15 protein-coding genes are annotated in these 16,945 nt (G+C 72.0%); 7 read left to right on the top strand and 8 right to left on the bottom strand.

What is annotated here, in order from left to right:
- Positions 1-36: 36 nt before the first annotated feature.
- Positions 37-672, bottom strand: coding sequence for a TetR family transcriptional regulator (locus ACFW48_RS08155; RefSeq protein ID WP_386312075.1), 636 nt, complete (start codon positions 670-672; stop codon positions 37-39).
- A 134-nt stretch (positions 673-806) separates the two neighbouring features.
- On the opposite strand from ACFW48_RS08155, the gene ACFW48_RS08150 reads away from it, so the two are divergent.
- Both ACFW48_RS08150 and ACFW48_RS08145 read left to right on the top strand, forming a co-directional pair.
- Positions 807-1,577 (top strand): VOC family protein, encoded by a 771-nt coding sequence (locus tag ACFW48_RS08150; protein ID WP_386311533.1) that lies wholly within the window; start codon positions 807-809, stop codon positions 1,575-1,577.
- Between the two features lie 191 nt (positions 1,578-1,768).
- Entirely contained in the window at positions 1,769-4,174 is a 2,406-nt protein-coding gene (locus ACFW48_RS08145) for a PQQ-binding-like beta-propeller repeat protein (protein WP_386311531.1), read from the top strand.
- A 93-nt stretch (positions 4,175-4,267) separates the two neighbouring features.
- Here the strand turns inward: ACFW48_RS08145 and ACFW48_RS08140 are convergent, their stop codons facing one another.
- From ACFW48_RS08140 to ACFW48_RS08130, 3 genes are all read right to left on the bottom strand, one after another.
- A complete protein-coding gene (locus ACFW48_RS08140; RefSeq protein ID WP_386311529.1) occupies positions 4,268-4,459 on the bottom strand; it encodes a hypothetical protein in 192 nt (63 codons plus the stop codon).
- Between the two features lie 219 nt (positions 4,460-4,678).
- Complete coding sequence (locus ACFW48_RS08135) at positions 4,679-7,651, bottom strand: BTAD domain-containing putative transcriptional regulator (RefSeq protein WP_386311527.1); 2,973 nt, start codon at positions 7,649-7,651, stop codon at positions 4,679-4,681.
- 90 nt (positions 7,652-7,741) lie between these two features.
- Complete coding sequence (locus ACFW48_RS08130) at positions 7,742-8,164, bottom strand: nitroreductase/quinone reductase family protein (RefSeq protein ID WP_386311525.1); 423 nt, start codon at positions 8,162-8,164, stop codon at positions 7,742-7,744.
- Between the two features lie 93 nt (positions 8,165-8,257).
- Here ACFW48_RS08130 and ACFW48_RS08125 point away from each other — a divergent pair, with 93 nt between their 5' ends.
- The 3 genes from ACFW48_RS08125 to ACFW48_RS08115 all read left to right on the top strand — a co-directional run bounded on the left by ACFW48_RS08125 (position 8,258) and on the right by ACFW48_RS08115 (position 10,110).
- Entirely contained in the window at positions 8,258-9,076 is an 819-nt protein-coding gene (locus tag ACFW48_RS08125) for an endonuclease/exonuclease/phosphatase family protein (RefSeq protein WP_386311523.1), read from the top strand.
- Positions 9,077-9,361: 285 nt separating this feature from the next.
- A complete protein-coding gene (locus ACFW48_RS08120; RefSeq protein ID WP_386311522.1) occupies positions 9,362-9,790 on the top strand; it encodes a hypothetical protein in 429 nt (142 codons plus the stop codon).
- Between the two features lie 44 nt (positions 9,791-9,834).
- On the top strand, positions 9,835-10,110 hold the full coding sequence (locus ACFW48_RS08115; protein WP_386311520.1) for a hypothetical protein: 276 nt from the start codon (positions 9,835-9,837) through the stop codon (positions 10,108-10,110).
- Positions 10,111-10,331: 221 nt separating this feature from the next.
- Here ACFW48_RS08115 and ACFW48_RS08110 read toward each other — a convergent pair whose 3' ends face one another.
- A complete protein-coding gene (locus ACFW48_RS08110) occupies positions 10,332-11,849 on the bottom strand; it encodes a CehA/McbA family metallohydrolase (protein WP_386311518.1) in 1,518 nt (505 codons plus the stop codon).
- Between the two features lie 208 nt (positions 11,850-12,057).
- Here ACFW48_RS08110 and ACFW48_RS08105 point away from each other — a divergent pair, with 208 nt between their 5' ends.
- Together ACFW48_RS08105 and ACFW48_RS08100 are read left to right on the top strand one after the other, a co-directional pair.
- Entirely contained in the window at positions 12,058-14,670 is a 2,613-nt protein-coding gene (locus ACFW48_RS08105) for a bifunctional FO biosynthesis protein CofGH (protein WP_386311516.1), read from the top strand.
- A gap of 93 nt (positions 14,671-14,763) precedes the next feature.
- Positions 14,764-15,327: a hypothetical protein gene (locus tag ACFW48_RS08100; protein WP_386311514.1), complete on the top strand. Its 564-nt coding sequence runs from the start codon at positions 14,764-14,766 to the stop codon at positions 15,325-15,327.
- Here ACFW48_RS08100 and ACFW48_RS08095 read toward each other — a convergent pair.
- From ACFW48_RS08095 to ACFW48_RS08085, 3 genes are read right to left on the bottom strand one after another with little or no spacing between them, the layout of a single operon-like run.
- Entirely contained in the window at positions 15,311-15,817 is a 507-nt protein-coding gene (locus ACFW48_RS08095; protein ID WP_386311512.1) for a DUF2165 domain-containing protein, read from the bottom strand. The two genes, ACFW48_RS08100 and ACFW48_RS08095, sit on opposite strands and share 17 nt — an antisense overlap.
- A gap of 31 nt (positions 15,818-15,848) precedes the next feature.
- On the bottom strand, positions 15,849-16,040 hold the full coding sequence (locus ACFW48_RS08090; RefSeq protein ID WP_386311510.1) for a DUF397 domain-containing protein: 192 nt from the start codon (positions 16,038-16,040) through the stop codon (positions 15,849-15,851).
- On the bottom strand, positions 16,037-16,849 hold the full coding sequence (locus tag ACFW48_RS08085) for a helix-turn-helix domain-containing protein (RefSeq protein ID WP_386311508.1): 813 nt from the start codon (positions 16,847-16,849) through the stop codon (positions 16,037-16,039). The genes ACFW48_RS08090 and ACFW48_RS08085 overlap by 4 nt, the downstream gene beginning before the upstream one ends.
- Positions 16,850-16,945: the final 96 nt, after the last annotated feature.

The raw sequence follows: 16,945 nt of genomic DNA, 5'->3' as shown, positions 1-16,945 counted from the left end.
GCGCGCGGCCCGGATGACAGGCTGCCGGGCGTACTGCTACTTGGTGGGCTTCTTGCCGGTGACGCCCAGGTACATCAACAGGGCCAGGTTCGGCTTGAGTTCGGCCTGCTTGACGCCCCAGGAGGAGAATCCCTTCTGGTGCGACGCGGCGGCCGCGAGCATGACGACCAGCGAACCGGAGATCGCCGCGGGGTTCACGTCCTTGTCGACCTTGCCCTTGGCCTGCAGTTCGGCGACGGAGTCCGCGAGGGAGGAGTTCACCGAGTTCAGGATCTTCATCCGGATCTTGGAGAACCTCTTGTCGCCTTCCGCCGCGCCCAGGTCGACGACCCGGAGAATCGCGTCGTTCTTGCGCCAGAACTCCAGGAATCCGTCGACGAGTTCCTGCGCCGTCCGCCAGCCTGCCTTGCCAACCCAGGAGCGGCCCGCCGTCAGCTCGGCCAACCCGGTGCTCTCGGCGGCCATTTGCTCGGCGATCTCCAGGACGGCGCCCTCGACGTCCGGGAAGTACTGGTAGAAGGTCGCGGGCGACGTGCCGGCCTTGCGGGCGACATCGATGACTTTGACATCGCGATAGGGGGAGGAGCTGAGCATTTCGCTGAGGCAGTCGAGCAGTTTCTGCCGGGTCGCCTGCCCACGTCGACCGGCCACGCGGCCGTCGACGGTACGCACTTGTCCTGTCATGCCGTCAGCTTACCGACGGGTGATCTGAGCGCGATTCGGCCGACTGCAAATGGGGTGCGCGGCAGGAGAGAGGCTGGTGTGGCTGGTCTGCGAGGTGCGGGTGACGCGGTTACTTTGACGGCATGGCCGAAAACGGGGCATCAGCGAAGCGGACGTCCGGCGACCCGGGCGAGGTGTCCGCACACCCGGAAGGCGTCCCCTGCTGGGTGGACGCACAGCTCTCCGACGTGGAGGCGGGCAAGCGTTTCTACGGCGAGCTCTTCGGCTGGACCTTCGAGGAGCCGGGGGAGGACGCGGCAGGCGGGTCCGTGTGGGCGCGGCTGGACGGCGAGCCCGTCGCCGCGCTGGTGCGCAAGACGGACGGCCGGATGCCCACCGTGTGGTCCGTGTACTTCCACACCCCGGACGCGGCGGCACTGGCCGAGCGGATCCGGGCCGGCGGCGGTCAGGTCGTGACCCCGCCCCACCCGGTCGGCGGCCTGGGCATTACCGCGCTCGCCGCCGATCCCGACGGAGCCGTCTTCGCCCTCTGGCAGCCGGCCGGCCACCCCGGCTTCGGGCGCCGGCACGAGCCGGGCACCTTCACCTGGACCGAGCTGTACACCCGGGACACCGAGGCCGCCAACACCTTCTACGGCGACCTCTTCCACGACGCCCTCTTCGGCCCGGACGCCGCCCCCGACTTCGGCCGCGCCCCGGTCTCGTCCGTCTTCCCCGCCGAGATGCCGTCGCACTTCCTCGTCCACTTCCTGGTCGGGGACGTCGAGGCCGCGCTCGGTGCGGTGGCCCGGCTCGGCGGGCGGGTACGGGTCCCGCCGTTCGAGACGTCGTACGGAGGGGTGGCCGTGGTCTCGGACGACCAGGGGGCGTCGTTCGCGCTGCTGCAACGCTGAACGGGTCCGTGGGGCCGTAACCCTATGCCCGGGATCGGGCGAGACACCCCGATTGTCCCCAGGTTCGCCACCAGCGCCTCGGACAGGAAGAATCGGGGTGCGTGGCGCCACGGAGGTGCGGTGGTGAGACGCTGCACTTCGGTCGCGTGCATATGTGGGTGGCGCGGCCCGTACGGGGAGGTGGCAGGCAAGTGGTGGATCAGCTGACGCAGCACGATCCGCGGCGGATCGGGCCGTTCGAGGTGCTGGGCCGGCTCGGCGCCGGCGGCATGGGGCTGGTCTATCTCGCGCGCTCGGCGTCCGGTCGGCGCGTGGCGATCAAGACGGTCCGGACGGAGCTGGCGGAGGACCAGCTGTTCCGCGTCCGCTTCACGCGCGAGGTGGAGGCGGCCCGCGCGGTCTCCGGCTTCTACACGGCGGCGGTCGTCGACGCCGACCCGCGCGCGGCGGTCCCGTGGCTGGCGACGGCCTACGTCCCCGCACCCTCCCTCGAAGAGATAGTGAACGAGTGCGGGCCGCTGCCGGCCCAGGCGGTGCGCTGGCTGGCGGCGGGCGTGGCGGAGGCGCTCCAGTCGATCCACGGCGCCGGACTCGTCCACCGCGACCTCAAGCCCTCCAACGTCCTCGTCGTCGAGGACGGCCCCCGGGTGATCGACTTCGGTATCGCGTCCGGCGTCTCGAACACCCGTCTGACGATGACGAACGTCGCCGTCGGCACCCCCGCCTACATGTCCCCGGAGCAGGCGAAGGACTCCCGCAGCGTCACCGGCGCGAGCGACGTGTTCTCGCTCGGCTCCATGCTGGTCTTCGCCGCCACCGGACACCCGCCCTTCCACGGTGCCAACCCGGTCGAGACGGTCTTTATGCTGCTGCGCGAGGGCCCGGACCTGGAAGGGCTCCCGGACGAGCTGCGCCCGCTCATCGAGTCCTGCATGCAGATGGAGGCGACCGGCCGCCCCAACCCCGCCGACCTCCAGGCCCAGCTCGCCCCGCACCTGTTCGGCTCCGGCTCCGACGACAGCGGTACGGCGTCGGCGTGGCTGCCCGAGCGGGCGGTGGGCCTGATCGAGGGCCGCCGCAACGGGCGCCCCCCGGTCAAGCCCGCCGCGACGGCCGGCGGCCGCGGCGGTGGCCCGGCCGGCGGCCGCCCCGCCGTACCCGCGCCCGTGCTGCCGCCCCCGCCCTCCCACGACCCCGTCGTACCGGCGCCGCCCGTGCACGGACCGCCGGTGCCCGCGCCCGTCGGCGCCCCCGACTCCGGCCCGGTCCGGCTGGCCGGCGCCTCGGTGCCCATCGGCCCCGGCCCGCGCGTCGCCGACATGCGCTCCGCGGCGGTCGCGGCACCCCCGCCGGAGTCCGCCCTCGCCGCGTCCTGGTCCCGCCCGCGCCCCGGCGTCAACGGCGCCGACCCCGCCGCACCGGCGGCGGCCCCGCCCGCCCCCACCGCGCCTCCCGAGGCGTCACCGGCGGGCTGGCGCCCCTGGCGCTTCCGCATGTCCAACGACGTCTGGGGCACGCCGTCCGTCGCCGGGGACCTCGTCTACGTCACCTCCTTCGAGGTGCACGCCCTGGACGTGGCCACCGGGCGCCGCCGCTTCAAGACCCGGGACGTCGCCTGGTCGATGGCGGTCGCGGACGGCCGTATCCACGCCTCCGACGGCCCGACCCTCTTCGCCCTGGACGCTCGCGAGGGCGCCGACCTGTGGCGCCTGCAGACGGACGCCTGGGTGTACTCGCTGCAGGCGTCCCGCGGCACCGTGGTCACCGCCACCCGCGGCGGCGGCGTGCAGGCCTGGGAGGCCTCGGGCGGCCAGAAGCTGTGGGAGATCACCGGCGCCCAGACCGACTTCGAGTCCCCGGAGGCGGGCGCGGCCCTCCACGACGGCACGGTGTACGTCTGGCAGGACGCCCGGCTGCGCGCCCTGGACGCCCGAACCGGCGACGAGCGCTGGTCGTACCCGATCGGCGATGCCGCCTCCTGCGGCGGAGTGCCGGTCCGCGTCACCCAGGCACCCGACGGATACGTCTACGTCTCCGCCGGCACCCGGGCCCTCGCCCTGGAGGTCACCACCGGCCACGTCCGCTGGCACTTCGAGGCCCCGGCGGTCTTCCTCGCCCCGCCCACCTTCGTGCCGGGCCCCGCGGTGACCGGCGGCGGCGTCTACCTGGCCGACTACCTCGGCACGGTCTACGCCCTCGACGCCACCGACGGCCGCGACCGCTGGCGCATCGCGACCGAGGCCCGCTCCTCGACCGACCCGGTCCTGGTGGCCGCCGGCCACGTCCACGTGGGCAGCGGCAAGGGCCTCTACACCCTGGACGCGGTGACGGGGACCCCGAAGTGGCGCTTCCAGGCGGGCGGCGACATCGTGGGCGCCCCGGCGGTGGCCGAGGGCCGCATCCACTTCGGCTCGACCGACCACCTGCTCTACACCCTCAAGGCCGACGACGGCCGCCTCCGCTGGAAGCTGGCGACCGGCGGCGAGATCACCGGCTCCCCGGTCGTCCGCGACGGCATCGTGTACGCGTGCAGCAAGGACCGCTGCGTGTACGCGCTGGACGCGGAGAAGGGCACGGGGACGGCCCGCACCACCTGAGTCCGGACCGCGCACACCGGCCGCGGCGGACACACGTCGGCCGCGGCGGCTCCCCTCCGCGCCGCCGCGGCCGATCCCCGTGTGGGAAAGGGTCTACTTGCCGTCGCGGTCCAGGTCCAGGGCGGGCGGGGACGGCATGGCGTTGTCCATCGTCCTGACGGTGTCCTGGACGGGCCCACTGGGCATGGCGTTGTCGAGCGTGGTGACGGTCTCGTCGTTCGCCGGCGGCGTGGGCATGGCGTTGTCCTGCGGAGTGATCTCCGCGTCCATCTTCTTGTCGCTCATGTCATCAGTCCTTTGCTGCGGTGTCGGCGAGTGAGCAACGCCCGCCCGGTAGCTCCCCCGTGGGCCGCCGGACGGGCGTTCGGAGCCGCACGATACTTCCCGGGCTCCCGGGCCACCCCGCCTGCCCCCCGACGCGACGGTGTGACAAGAACGACAGTGCCCGAGGGCGATAAACGAATGCTGAACGCCCCACCCGCACGCCCACGGGGGTGACTTGGTTCAGGCAGCCGTCACGGGCGAGAGGAGCGCCCTCACCTCGTCCGCCTGTGGTGCGCCGCACTGCTGGAGCAGGTTGAGGGCCTCCTGCCAGCACGCCTTCGCCCGGTCCGCCTGCCCGAGTGCGGAGAGGGAGCGGCCCAGCAGCGTCAGGACGTTTCCCCGCATACGGTCGCCACCGATGCATCCCAGCGCCAGTGCCTGTTCCGAGTGCTGTGCCGCCTGCGCGGGACGGCGGGCGGCCAAGTGCACCTCGGCGATACGGAAGTTGGTCGTCCCCTGCCAGAGGCGCTGCCGATGTCCCTCGAAGATGCACAGGGCGTCGGAGAACTGCTGGAGAGCCTCGCTGTGGCGGCCGGCCGCGGTCAGCGCGATGCCCAGCGTGAAGTGCCCGTTGGCGAGACGCATGGTTCGGCCGATGTCGAGGTGTGCGGTCAGTCCGCGGTGCGCGATGGCCACCGCCTTCTCGGTGTTGCCCATACCCAGGTGCGCGCGGGAGAGGTTGCACAGACTGAGCGCTTCGCCGGCGCGGTTGTCGGCCGCCCGGTACCCGTCGATGGCCTGCTCCAGGAAGGTCCGTCCGTCCGCGTACCGGCCCTGGTGCAGCGAGATGAGCCCCCGGTCGTTGGCGACCCAGCTCACGGCGGTCCTGTCCTGCGCGGACTCCGCCAGCGTCATGGCCGACTCCGCCTGTTCGGCGGCCTGCTGGATGCGGCCGGAGACCAGAAGGACGTTGGTGAGGGTGGTCCGGGCCCGGCCTTGCGCGCGTGCGTCCCCGGCGTCCTGGGTGGCGTCGCACATCGCGCGTGCCGTCGTCTCGTACTGGTGGGAGTTGGCGCCGGACTCCGTCAGGTCCTTGGCCGCCCACAGCAGGTCCACCGCCCGCCGCAACCTGGTCGTTCCGGCGCACTGCCGTACGCACGCGAGCAGCGGCGCCGCCTCGCTGTACAGCCAGTCCAGCGCCGCCGAACCGTCGTCGAACGTGAGCCCCGGGTACTCCGTCGGCTCCAGGCCGTCCACCAGCCGGTCCCCGGGCCGCTCGATCGCGTACACCTCCGCCGCCGTAGCCAGATAGAAGTCCAGCAACCGCGACAGCGCGGCCCCCCGCTCGCTCGGCGGATGCTCGTCCCGTTCCGCGCACGCACGCGCGTACAGCCGCACCAGGTCGTGGAACCGGTACCGGCCCGGTGCCGCCGACTCCAGCAGCGACGTGTCCACCAGGGACTCCAGCAGGTCCTCCGTGTCCTCCTCCGGCAGGTCCAGTACCGCCGCTGCCGCCGCGAGGGAGATGTCCGGGCCGTCCGCCAGCCCCAGCAGCCGGAAGGCGCGGGCCTGGGCCGGTTCCAGTTGGCCGTAGCCCAGTTCGAAGGTGGCCTTGACGGCCAGGTCGCCGGCCTGGAGTTCGTCCAGGCGGCGTCGCTCGTCCGCCAGCTTGGCCGCCAGCACCGACACCGTCCACGTGCGCCGGGCGGCCAGCCGTGACGCCGCGATGCGGATCGCCAGCGGCAGGAAGCCGCACGCCCCGACCACGTCCAGCGCCGCCTCCCGCTCCGAGGCCACCCGCTCCTCGCCCACGATCTTCGTGAAGAGGGCCAGCGCCTCCTCCGGGGACATCACGTCCAGGTCGACCAGGTGCGCCCCGGCGAGGTCCAGCATCCGCACCCGTGACGTCACCAGCGCCGCGCAGCCCTCCGTGCCGGGCAGCAGCGGGCGTACCTGCGCGGCGTCGCGGGCGTTGTCGAGGAGGACGAGGACGCGGCGGCCGTCCAGGACGGAGCGGTAGAGGGCGGCCCGCTCCTCCAGGGAGTCGGGGACCGCCGAATCGGCCGTACCCAGGGCTCGCAGGAAGGAGCCCAGTACCGTCTCCGGTTCCACCGCACGTGCGCCCGCGCCCTGGAGGTCGACGTACAGCTGCCCGTCCGGGAAGGCGGCCCGGGCCTGGTGGGCGACGTGCACGGCGAGGGTCGTCTTGCCGACGCCGCCGATGCCGGCCAGCGCGGAGACCGCCATCACGCGGCCCGCGTCCCCCTCGCCGGAGGCGGAGGACAGTACGTGGCTCAGCTCGCGGACGAAGGACGCGCGGCCGGTGAAATCCGAGACCGAGGCGGGGAGCTGGGCCGGGCGGACCGGGGCCGTCGTCGTCTCCGCGGCCGGTGCGGTGGGCTCGGCGAGGCCGGGGTCCGCCCGGAGGATGCGCTGCTGGAGTTCCTGGAGGCCGGGGCGCGGGTCGACGCCCAGTTCGTCGGCGAGCAGGCGCCGCGTGTCGGCGTAGACGGCGAGGGCCTCGGCCTGGCGTCCGCTGCGGTAAAGGGCCAGCATCAGCAGTTCGCGCAGGCGTTCGCGCAGGGGGTGCGCCGCCGTGAGGGCCGTCAGTTCCGAGACCGCCTCCGCGTGGCAGCCCTGCTCCAGGTCCATGTCGAGGCGTGTTTCGAGGAGTTGGAGCCGCCACTCCTCCAGACGGACCCGTTGCGCCTCCGCGTAGGGGCCGGGGACGCCGGCCAGTACCTCGCCGTCCCACAGCGCCAGCGCGCGGCGCAGCACGTCACGGGCGTGGCACAGGTCACCGGCGGTCCGTGCCTTCTCCGCCTCGGCGGCCAGGTCCTGGGCGGCGGCCAGGTCCAGCGCACCGTCGGCCAGGCCCCGCACGGCGTACCCGCCCGACTCGCTCACCAGGACGCCGGGGTCCAGGACCTTGCGCAGCCGGGACGCGTACGTGCGTACCGCCGCCAGCGCCTGCGACGGCGGTTCCTCGCCCCACAGGGCGTCGATCAGTTCGGCGGCCGTGGCCGTACGGCCCTCGCGGAGCAGCAGTGCGGCCAGCAGGGCGCGCTGCTGCGGGGAGCCGGTGGCCAGCGCTTCCTCGCCGCGCCAGGCGCGTACGGGTCCGAGCACACCGAAACGCAGCGCCGTCGAATCCTCCGGTTCCGCCGGGGATCCGGGACGCCGCTGCTCCGGTACCCGCGGTACACCGTCCATGCAGTCCCCCTAGACATCCTGAGCAACTACGTCAGTTTGCCTTGCTCGTGCCGACCTCGTCAGCCGTGGGAGACGCCGATCACAGGTCCCTCACCCCTCCAGGTCCACCCGCACCGTCAGCAGCCCCGTCCCGACCCCCATGGCCCGCACCGCGAGGCTGTTGAAGCGGGGGAGGCGCCGCAGGCGCGCGATCGGGTCGTCGTCGGGGAGGAGGTGGGCCGTTCCCGTGTACCAACTGCCCCGGATGCGTACCCGTACCCGCGGATCGGCCCGGATGTTGCGGACGTACTGGGACCGCTCGCCGAACTCCGACACCAGCCAGAAGGAGTCGCCCACGCGGCGTCCACCGACCGGCGTGCGGCGGGGGAGGCCGGAGGCGCGGCCGGTGGTCTCCAGCACGGTCTGGGTCGGCAGGCGGCGCAGGACGGCGTTGAGGCGGCGCTGGACGGCCGTGACGGCCCGGTACTTCTTCTCGGCGTAGGGCGGATTGCCGGCGTTGGACGACTTCGACATCGTTCGTTCACGCTCCCGTCTCGTAAGCCACCATGTTCCCCGGAAACCTCAGAGGGAAGGTGAGGGCTGGGCCAAGAGACGGGTGGTGCGGGTGTGCGGGTCGTGACCTGGAATCTGTGGTGGCGGTTCGGGCCGTGGGCGGACCGGCAGAAGGCGATCCTCGCCGTGCTGGCGGAGCTGCGGCCCGATGTCGTGGGGCTCCAGGAGGTGTGGGCCGCCGACGACGGCGCGAACCTCGCCGAGTGGTTGGCCGGTGAACTCGGCCTGCACTGCGCCTGGGCCGCCTCCGAGGCCCCCGAGCGGTGGCAGCGCCGGATCGGGGACGACACGGTCGCCATCGGCACCGCGGTGCTCAGCCGCTGGCCCGTGGTGGAGCGGGCCGCGCTGCGGCTGCCCGCCCCCGGGGAACTCGACGACGGACGCCTCGCGCTGTACGCCCGCCTGGACGCGCCCGGCCACCCGGTCCCGTTCTTCACCGCCCACCTGAACTCGGGCGGCGACGCCTCGGCGGTGCGCCGCGAACAGACCGCCGCGCTCGCGGAATTCGTCGCCGCCCACCGCCACGGCACCGCCTTCCCGCCCGTCGTCACCGGGGACTTCAACGCCACACCCGACTCCGCCGAGGTCGGGCTCCTGACCCGGGCGGAGCCCAACGCCGCCGGGCGGGCCGCCCTGCTCGACGCCTGGGAGTACGCCGACCCGTCGGCCCCGTCCGCCACCTGGGACGGCGTCAACCCGTACATCCCCGGCGGCCCGGTGCCGGGTGCGCGGATCGACTACGTCCTCCTGGGGCCGCCCGGACCGGACGGACTCGGCCGCGTACGTGCCGCGCGACGGGCGGGCGACGGGCCCGTGGACGGGGTGTGGCCCTCCGACCACGCGGCGGTCGTCGTGGACCTGGCCGGGAATTGACGCCGGGGAGCGGGCACGGCCGCCCGGCGTGAATTCGATGAATGCTCAATTACCGTGCGTGTATCTGCCGGTGGTCAAGTGATCGATTCGTGGGTAGCATGCTCGTGTGCCTGGCGCTCCACCAACCAATGGAGTTCCGGTACATGTCGTTTTCCCTCCTGACCAGAGGGCGACGGCAGACCGAATCGGGGGAAGAAGTACCGGGGGGACCGTCGGTTTCCACGCCTGTTCAGATCGCCCATGCACGGGCTTCTTTCCCCTTGCGACGACGCAAGGAAGATACGAATGAACAGCAATGCACTGCGTATGGCCGCCGTTTCGGCCGTGACGGCCATCGCTCTCGGCGGGACCGCCGGTCTGGCCCAGGCGGCCCAGCCCGCCCCGAGCCCGACGCGGGTCACCGTCACCGCCACGCAGCAGGCCGAGGCCCAGCAGGCGGCGCGCACCCTGCTGGCGAGCCCGCTGGCGGCCGAACTCTCCGCGACCGAGCGCTCGGAGATGCGCGCGGTCGCCGACGGCCAGTACGCGGCAGCCGGCAAGTGGGGTGCCATCAAGGCCGCGTTCAGCAAGGTCGGCGGCTTCGCGAAGGCCATCAAGGGCAAGTACAGCGACTTCAAGAAGTGGTACGACGGGCTGTCCTGGTGGGTGAAGGCGCCGCTCAAGGCCATCACTCCGGGCCTGACGCTCCTTGAGATCTACAACGCCCTTCGCTGACGCGGGCCCCACTCGGCCGAACACGAAGACACGGAGTACTCGGTATGACCGACACCATGTCCCCCCGCGCCGCCACGGAAGGCACGTGGGCCCTGCCTCTGCTCGCGCTCGCTCCCCTGGCGCTGGTCAGGCTCTTCACGGAGCCCTCCATGCCGTGGCTCGCCGCTTCCTGGGGGCTTCTGGCCCTGTCCGCCGTCCTGATGGCGGTCGGGTGGAGCACGGTGCTGCGCCACGGGAACCGCACGGGCGGGGCATGGGCCACGTGTCTTCTCGTCCACGGGGCGTTCATCTGGAATGTGATCGTCCTCGTGCGCCAGTAGCGCGGGGAATTGCACGACCGCGCATTCTCCGCCGAGGAACAAGAGCGGTAATCGGGGAAGGAAGTCCGAGGGACCTTCGGTTTCCACGCCTGTCAGATCACCTTGAGGCTTCCTTCCCCTTGCGATAACGCACGACGAGTCTACATGAGTGCTACACGGCCCGAGGCGGCGAACGGCAATTCGGCCGGTTTCCCGATTACTCGAATATGCCTGCCGCCGGCCTACCCGCGCCCCAGGAAAATCGGATTCGTGAACGCGGCCAGCGCTCCCGGCAGGGGCCCCGCCGCCGCCTCGTGCCGCAGTTCCGCCCGTACGTACGCCGCGTACGAGGCGGTCGTCCGCCACTCCACGACGCCCGAGCCGGACACCGGCAGCGGTGAGCCGGTGAACAGCACGCCCTGGTCCGTGACGAAGCGCACCGTGCAGCGCGGGGCGCCCGTCACCTCCAGGCGGACGGTGACCGGGGTGTCGGCGTCCACGCGCAGCCGTTCGCCGATGCCGGCGTGTTCGCCCCGGCCGCCGGACGCGGTGAGGGCCAGCGACACCTTCGCCGACTCGGCGACGTACGACCGCCCCGCCCGGATGCCCTCCTGGATCGCCTCCCGCGTCAGGTCGTCGGCGAGGACGACGGTCTGCGGGCGGCCGATGACGTCCGGGGCGCGGTGCGAGTCGCTGCTGCCCATCGCCGGGAGCCAGCCCCGTCCGTCCCGCCCGTCGCGCACGGCGGCGACCAGCATGCTGTCCCAGTCGGCCAGCGCCACCTCGTCGTCGGGCGTGTAGGCCCCGTTCCACACCTCGACCGCGTCCGCCTCCCCGAACCCGAACTTCCAGTTGCAGCCGATGCAGGTGGCGTGCGGGTGGGCCGGGACGACCAGGCCGCCGGCGCGGCGGATCTGGCGGGCGAAACGGCCGAAGCGGTTGTCGCGGGCCCGGTAGCGCCAGTCGACGAAGGTGCCGGGATCGGTGCCGAGGGCGACGACGTGGCCGTTGCGGGTCGTCACCTCCTCGCCGAGCAGGATCAGCAGGTCGTCCCCGGCCTCCGCGGCCCAGTGCGCGTGCGCCGAGTGCGTGTTGTGCTCGGAGGAGTTGATGAAGTCCAGGCCCGCCGCCCGCGCGAGCGCCGCGATCTCGGCGAGGGTGTAGCGGCCGTCGGAGTACACGGAGTGCAGATGGCAGTCGCCCCGGTACCAGGCACGCCCCCGCCCCTTGGCGCGCTCGGGCGGATACACCGGCCGTACGGTCCTGGCCTGCTCCCCGTACGTCAGCGTGATCGAGATCTCGTACGACAGCCCCTGCGGGGCCACCGTGTACGGGCCGAGCGCGATGTGCCACACACCCGCGCGCACGGGCCCCGGGACGTATCCCGGTGTCGCCTCGTCGGCCCGGACGAAGAACTCCGTGCGCGCACCGCCCGACCAGCCGCGGAAGCCCCGGCCCCCCAGGTCGGTGCCGCGCTCGTCGAAGAGGCCGATGTCGAGGGCGTTGCCCTGGGTGCCGGCCGGGACGGTGGGGCGGTCGTAGGTGTAGGCGACCCGGATCTCGCGGACCCCCGAGGGGACTTCGACCGGGACGTACACGAAGTCGGGGGAGCCGGGCGGAAGGGTGCCGCGCACGGTTCTGGTCTGCTGGTTCCGGCCTGCCGCCGAAGCGAAGCTCACGCTTCCCAACGTAAGTGCGGCGGCGGCTCCCGTCACGAACACCGCGCGTCTGCCGATCCCGGCGTGGTCGTCCTCGCACATGCTGCTGCTCCCAGGTGTCGTCAGTGACATGACATCGGTGGTGCAGGGGTGGTGCGTGCAACCCTCGTATTGAGCCGTGAACTGCCGTACAAGGAAAGGGGTTCGGCGGATTGAGAGCGGGAAACCGCGCGGTGGGGACACGGGCCCGCCGCGGTGGGCCGGCGGGACGGGCCCGGCGTCCTGATCACCCCGCTCGTATGCTCGAAGGATGACGACTTCCGCGACCTCCGGAACCGGACCCGCCGACCCCGCGGGTCCTACGGGCCCCACCGAGAACTCCCTGCGTCGCGCCCTCAAACGCGCGCGGGACGGCGTCGCCCTCGACGTGTCCGAGGCGGCGGTGCTGCTCCAGGCCCGCGGCGAGCACCTCGAAGCGCTCACCGCGTCCGCCGCCCGGGTCCGGGACGCGGGCCTGGAGGCCGCCGGGCGCCCCGGCGTCATCACGTACTCGAAGAGCGTCTTCATCCCGCTGACCCGGCTGTGCCGGGACAAGTGCCACTACTGCACCTTCGTCACCGTCCCCGGCAAGCTGCGCCGCGAGGGCCACGGGATGTTCATGTCCCCCGACGAGGTCCTCGACATCGCCCGGCGCGGCGCCGCCCTCGGCTGCAAGGAAGCCCTCATCACCCTCGGCGACAAGCCCGAGGACCGCTGGCCCGAGGCGCGCGAGTGGCTCGACGCGCACGGCTACGACGACACCATCGCCTACGTCCGCGCCATCTCGATCCGCGTCCTGGAGGAGACGGGCCTCCTCCCGCACCTCAACCCCGGCGTCATGACCTGGACCGACTTCCAGCGCCTCAAGCCGGTCGCCCCCTCCATGGGCATGATGCTGGAGACCACCGCGACCCGCCTGTGGTCCGAGCCCGGCGGCCCCCACCACGGCTCCCCGGACAAGGAACCGGCCGTCCGGCTGCGCGTCCTGGAGGACGCCGGCCGTTCCTCGGTCCCCTTCACCTCCGGCCTTCTCATCGGCATCGGCGAGACCTACGAGGAGCGCGCGGAGTCGCTGTTCGCCCTCCGCAAGGTCTCCCGCGCCTACCACGGCATCCAGGAACTGATCATCCAGAACTTCCGCGCCAAGCCGGACACGGCGATGCGCGGCATGCCGGACGCGGAACTGGACGAACTGGTCGCCACGGTGGCCGTCGCCCGCCACATCATGGGCCCGTCCGCCTGCCTCCAGGCCCCGCCGAACCTGGTGGACTCGGAGTACGAGCGGCTGATCGGCGCGGGCATCGACGACTGGGGCGGGGTCTCCCCGCTCACCATCGACCACGTCAACCCCGAGCGCCCCTGGCCGCAGATCGACGAACTCGCCGAGAAGTCCCGCACGGCCGGCTTCGAGCTGCGCGAACGCCTCTGCGTGTACCCGGAGTTCGTCCAGCGCGGCGAACCCTGGCTGGACCCGCGGCTGCGCCCGCACGTGGCGGCCCTCGCCGACCCGGCCACCGGCCTGGCCCGCGAGGACGCGACGGTCGAGGGCCACCCGTGGCAGGAACCGGACGAGGCGTTCACCGCGTCCGGCCGCACCGACCTGCACACGACCATCGACACCGAGGGCCGTACGTCGGACCGCCGCGACGACTTCGACGAGGTGTACGGCGACTGGGGCGCCCTGCGCGAGGCCGCCGCCCCTGGCATGGCACCGGAGCGCATCGACACCGACGTACGCGCCGCGCTGGCGACGGCGGCCGACGACCCCACGAAGCTGACGGACGACGAGGCCCTCGCCCTGCTGCACGCCGACGGCCCGGCGCTGGACGCCTTGTGCAAGGTGGCCGACGACGTGCGGAAGTCCGTGTCGGGCGACGACGTGACGTACATCGTCACGCGGAACATCAACTTCACCAACGTCTGCTACACCGGCTGCCGCTTCTGCGCCTTCGCCCAGCGCCGCACGGACGCCGACGCGTACACGCTCTCCCTGGAGCAGGTCGCCGACCGCGCGCAGCAGGCCTGGGAGGTGGGCGCGGTCGAGGTCTGCATGCAGGGCGGCATCCACCCGGACCTGCCCGGCACGGCGTACTTCGACATCGCGAGGGCGGTCAAGGAACGCGTCCCCGGCATGCACGTGCACGCCTTCTCCCCGATGGAGGTCGTCAACGGCGCGACGCGCACCGGCATGTCCATCCGCGAGTGGCTGAGCGCGGCCAGGGAAGCGGGCCTTGACTCGATCCCCGGCACGGCGGCGGAGATCCTCGACGACGAGGTCCGCTGGATCCTGACCAAGGGCAAACTGCCCACGGCGACCTGGATCGAGGTCGTCGAGACGGCCCACGAACTGGGTATCCGCTCCTCGTCCACGATGATGTACGGCCACGTCGACCAGCCCCGCCACTGGCTGGGCCACCTGCGCACCCTCGCCGGCATCCAGCAGCGCACGGGCGGCTTCACGGAGTTCGTGACGCTGCCGTTCATCCACACCAACGCGCCGGTGTACCTGGCGGGCATCGCGAGGCCGGGCCCCTCCATGCGGGACAACCGCGCGGTGACGGCGATGGCCCGCCTCCTCCTGCACCCGCACATTCCCAACATCCAGACAAGCTGGGTCAAACTGGGCACCGCGGGTGCGGCGGAGATGCTCCGCTCCGGCGCGAACGACCTCGGCGGCACCCTCATGGAGGAGACGATCTCCCGCATGGCGGGCTCGTCGTACGGCTCGTACAAGTCGGTCAAGGACCTGATCGCGGTCGCGGACGCGGCGGGCCGTCCGGCCAGGCCCCGGACGACGCTGTACGGCCCGGTGCCCGAGGAGCGGCAGCGGGCGGCGACGGCCTCCGACGGCCACCTGCCGGAGCTGCTGCCGGTGCTGGACTGACATCCGGGGAGGAGCAGGGGCACGGGCCGCCCGCAGTACGATGATCGGGCCCCCGGTGTGTCGGGGTTCTCGTAGCTGAGGAGATGCGTGCCCGTGCCTGCCCGACTTCCCTCATGGGCCTGGGTCTCCGGACTGACCGTGGGGGCGATCGCGGCGGTGAGCGTCCTGGCCGTACAGGCGGACCAGGGACCCCATCCCACCGCCGCGGCCGCCGAGCCGAGCCCTTCGGCGTCGGCTGACGCGCACCCGACGCCGAAGGAGACCGCGCCGGCCCGGGTGCCGGACGGCTCCGGCACCGGGCGGCGCGTCGTCTACTCGGTCGGTCAGGACCGGGTGTGGCTGGTCGACGCCAGCGACGCCGCCCGGCGGTCCTTCGCGGTGTGGCCGGGCACGGTCGATCCCGACCCCGGCGAGTACAGCGTCGGCACCCGTCGCGAGGACCCGACGACGGGCTCCGACGGGATTCAGGTCGAACAGATCATGTACTTCGCCCAGGAGGACGGCGTGTGGGTCGCCTTCTCCAACGCCGTGGACGGCTCCTCGCCGCCCCCGGCCGCCGCCGACGCCAAGACGGGCGGCATACGGCTGCCCAAGGCGGACGGCGACGCGCTCTGGGAGTTCGCGACGTCCGGCACGAAGGTCACGGTCGTCGGGTAGCGTCCGCGTCACCGGGCGTGAGCTGGGCGACGATCAGCACGACACCGCTGATCAGGAACACCCGGGTGGCGGCGTCCAGTCCGTTCCAGTCCTCCGACTGCCACATCGAGAACCACTCGCCGCCGATCCCGATGAACCCGGCCCCGAAGAGCAGCATCAGCATCAGCGTGCCGTACGTGGTCATGCGCCGCGCGGGAGCGTGGTCCCGGCGTATCCACAGCCAGGTCGCGTAGATCAGCACGAACGCGGCGACCGTCTCCCAGACGATGATCGCCACGTAAGCGGTGTCCTGAACGCCCTCGCTCGTGATCGCCCGCCACATCAGGTCGTCGTCCTTGAACGTCGTGTCCATCGCGAGGACGTGGCGCACGAACTGCTGGTTGGTGCCGAAGTCGGTGATGTTCCCGAAGGCGACGAGGGCGATGTAGAGGGCGAGGATGCCCGTGAGGACGGTGGCAGCGAGATTGAGGGCGCGTGGGGTGGTCGTCATGACGACGATCTTCCTCCCACGGCCCGATCCGTCAACGCCCGGCCGCGAACTCGACGAACTCTGTCCACGAGGCGTCGGAGAACGCCAGTCGGGCGCCGCTTTGCCTGTCCTTGGAGTCGCGGACGTGGACGGTGGTGTCGGCGGGGGCTATGGCGACCTCGACGCACTCCGGGCCGTCGTTGCTGCTGTAGCTGCTCTTGAACCACTTGAGCGCGGGGGTCATGCTTCTTCTCCCATGACTTTCTCGATGAAGGCCAGTGACTCGCGGGGCGTGAGTGCCTGCGCCCGGATGATCCCATAGCGCAAGTCCAGGGTATGGACCTCCTGCGGATCAGTGATGACTCGGTTGTGCAGTTGGGCTTCCGAGTGGCCGAACGCCTTGCCACCCCGCAGCTTCAACAGTTGCAGCGACCCGGCCATCCCCGCGTGGTCCTCGCGGTCCGTCGGCATGACCTGAATCTCGACGTGTCTCAACCTCCCGACCTTCAAAAGGTGTTCGAGCTGCTGTCGGAGCACCATTCTGCCTCCGAGCGGGCGTCGTAGCGTCACCTCTTCCTGGACAAAGGTGAGCTGCGCGTGGGGAACCCGCTCGAAGACGGCCTTCCGTGCCATGCGGGCGGAGACGTAGCGGTCGACCTCCTCCTCCGTGAACGCCGGACGGCGCATCGCGTACAACGCGCGGGCGTACTCGGGCGTCTGCAACAGCCCGTGGATGTGATGGCCCGCGTAGGCGCCGAGGTCGACCGCCTCCTCCTCCATCTTGGCCAAGTCCCGGACCTTCTTCGGGTAGCGGGCCTTCTCCACGTCCTCCTTCATGGTGGAGAGCTTGCCGCCCGCGCCCAGTACCTCGTCGGCTTTGTCGAGGAAGTCCGGCTTGGGCACCCGACGTCCGCGTTCGACGGACGAGACCATGTCCTCGCCGTATCCGATGGCGCCCCCGAGTTCCGCCTGCCGCATCCCGGCAGCCTCGCGCCACATCTTGATCTGCCGCCCGACCGTCTTGAGTACGGCCGCGGCTTCCTCGTCCTCCACGTCTTCCCCTCCCGGCGTACGACCCGTACGACTACGGCGGGCACCCGGACAGTCACGTTGGGTACCGAGGTCGTCGCTGTTCAGAGTAGGGACAGA

The sequence above is a fragment of the Streptomyces sp. NPDC058812 genome, assembly GCF_042744565.1.
Lineage (GTDB): Bacteria > Actinomycetota > Actinomycetes > Streptomycetales > Streptomycetaceae > Streptomyces > Streptomyces thinghirensis.
Note: the sequence above shows the minus strand (reverse complement) of the source record. Positions and strands in the feature narration are given on the sequence as shown.

Excerpts from the sequence above, each read along its gene's own strand:
- ACFW48_RS08150 (WP_386311533.1), top strand. The coding sequence starts at position 807 with ATGGCCGAAAACGGGGCATCAGCGAAGCGGACGTCCGGCGACCCGGGC.
- ACFW48_RS08140 (WP_386311529.1), bottom strand. The coding sequence starts at position 4,459 with ATGAGCGACAAGAAGATGGACGCGGAGATCACTCCGCAGGACAACGCC.
- ACFW48_RS08135 (WP_386311527.1), bottom strand. The coding sequence starts at position 7,651 with ATGGACGGTGTACCGCGGGTACCGGAGCAGCGGCGTCCCGGATCCCCG.
- ACFW48_RS08130 (WP_386311525.1), bottom strand. The coding sequence starts at position 8,164 with ATGTCGAAGTCGTCCAACGCCGGCAATCCGCCCTACGCCGAGAAGAAG.
- ACFW48_RS08120 (WP_386311522.1), top strand. The coding sequence starts at position 9,362 with ATGAACAGCAATGCACTGCGTATGGCCGCCGTTTCGGCCGTGACGGCC.
- ACFW48_RS08115 (WP_386311520.1), top strand. The coding sequence starts at position 9,835 with ATGACCGACACCATGTCCCCCCGCGCCGCCACGGAAGGCACGTGGGCC.
- ACFW48_RS08110 (WP_386311518.1), bottom strand. The coding sequence starts at position 11,849 with ATGTGCGAGGACGACCACGCCGGGATCGGCAGACGCGCGGTGTTCGTG.
- ACFW48_RS08105 (WP_386311516.1), top strand. The coding sequence starts at position 12,058 with ATGACGACTTCCGCGACCTCCGGAACCGGACCCGCCGACCCCGCGGGT.
- ACFW48_RS08095 (WP_386311512.1), bottom strand. The coding sequence starts at position 15,817 with ATGACGACCACCCCACGCGCCCTCAATCTCGCTGCCACCGTCCTCACG.
- ACFW48_RS08090 (WP_386311510.1), bottom strand. The coding sequence starts at position 16,040 with ATGACCCCCGCGCTCAAGTGGTTCAAGAGCAGCTACAGCAGCAACGAC.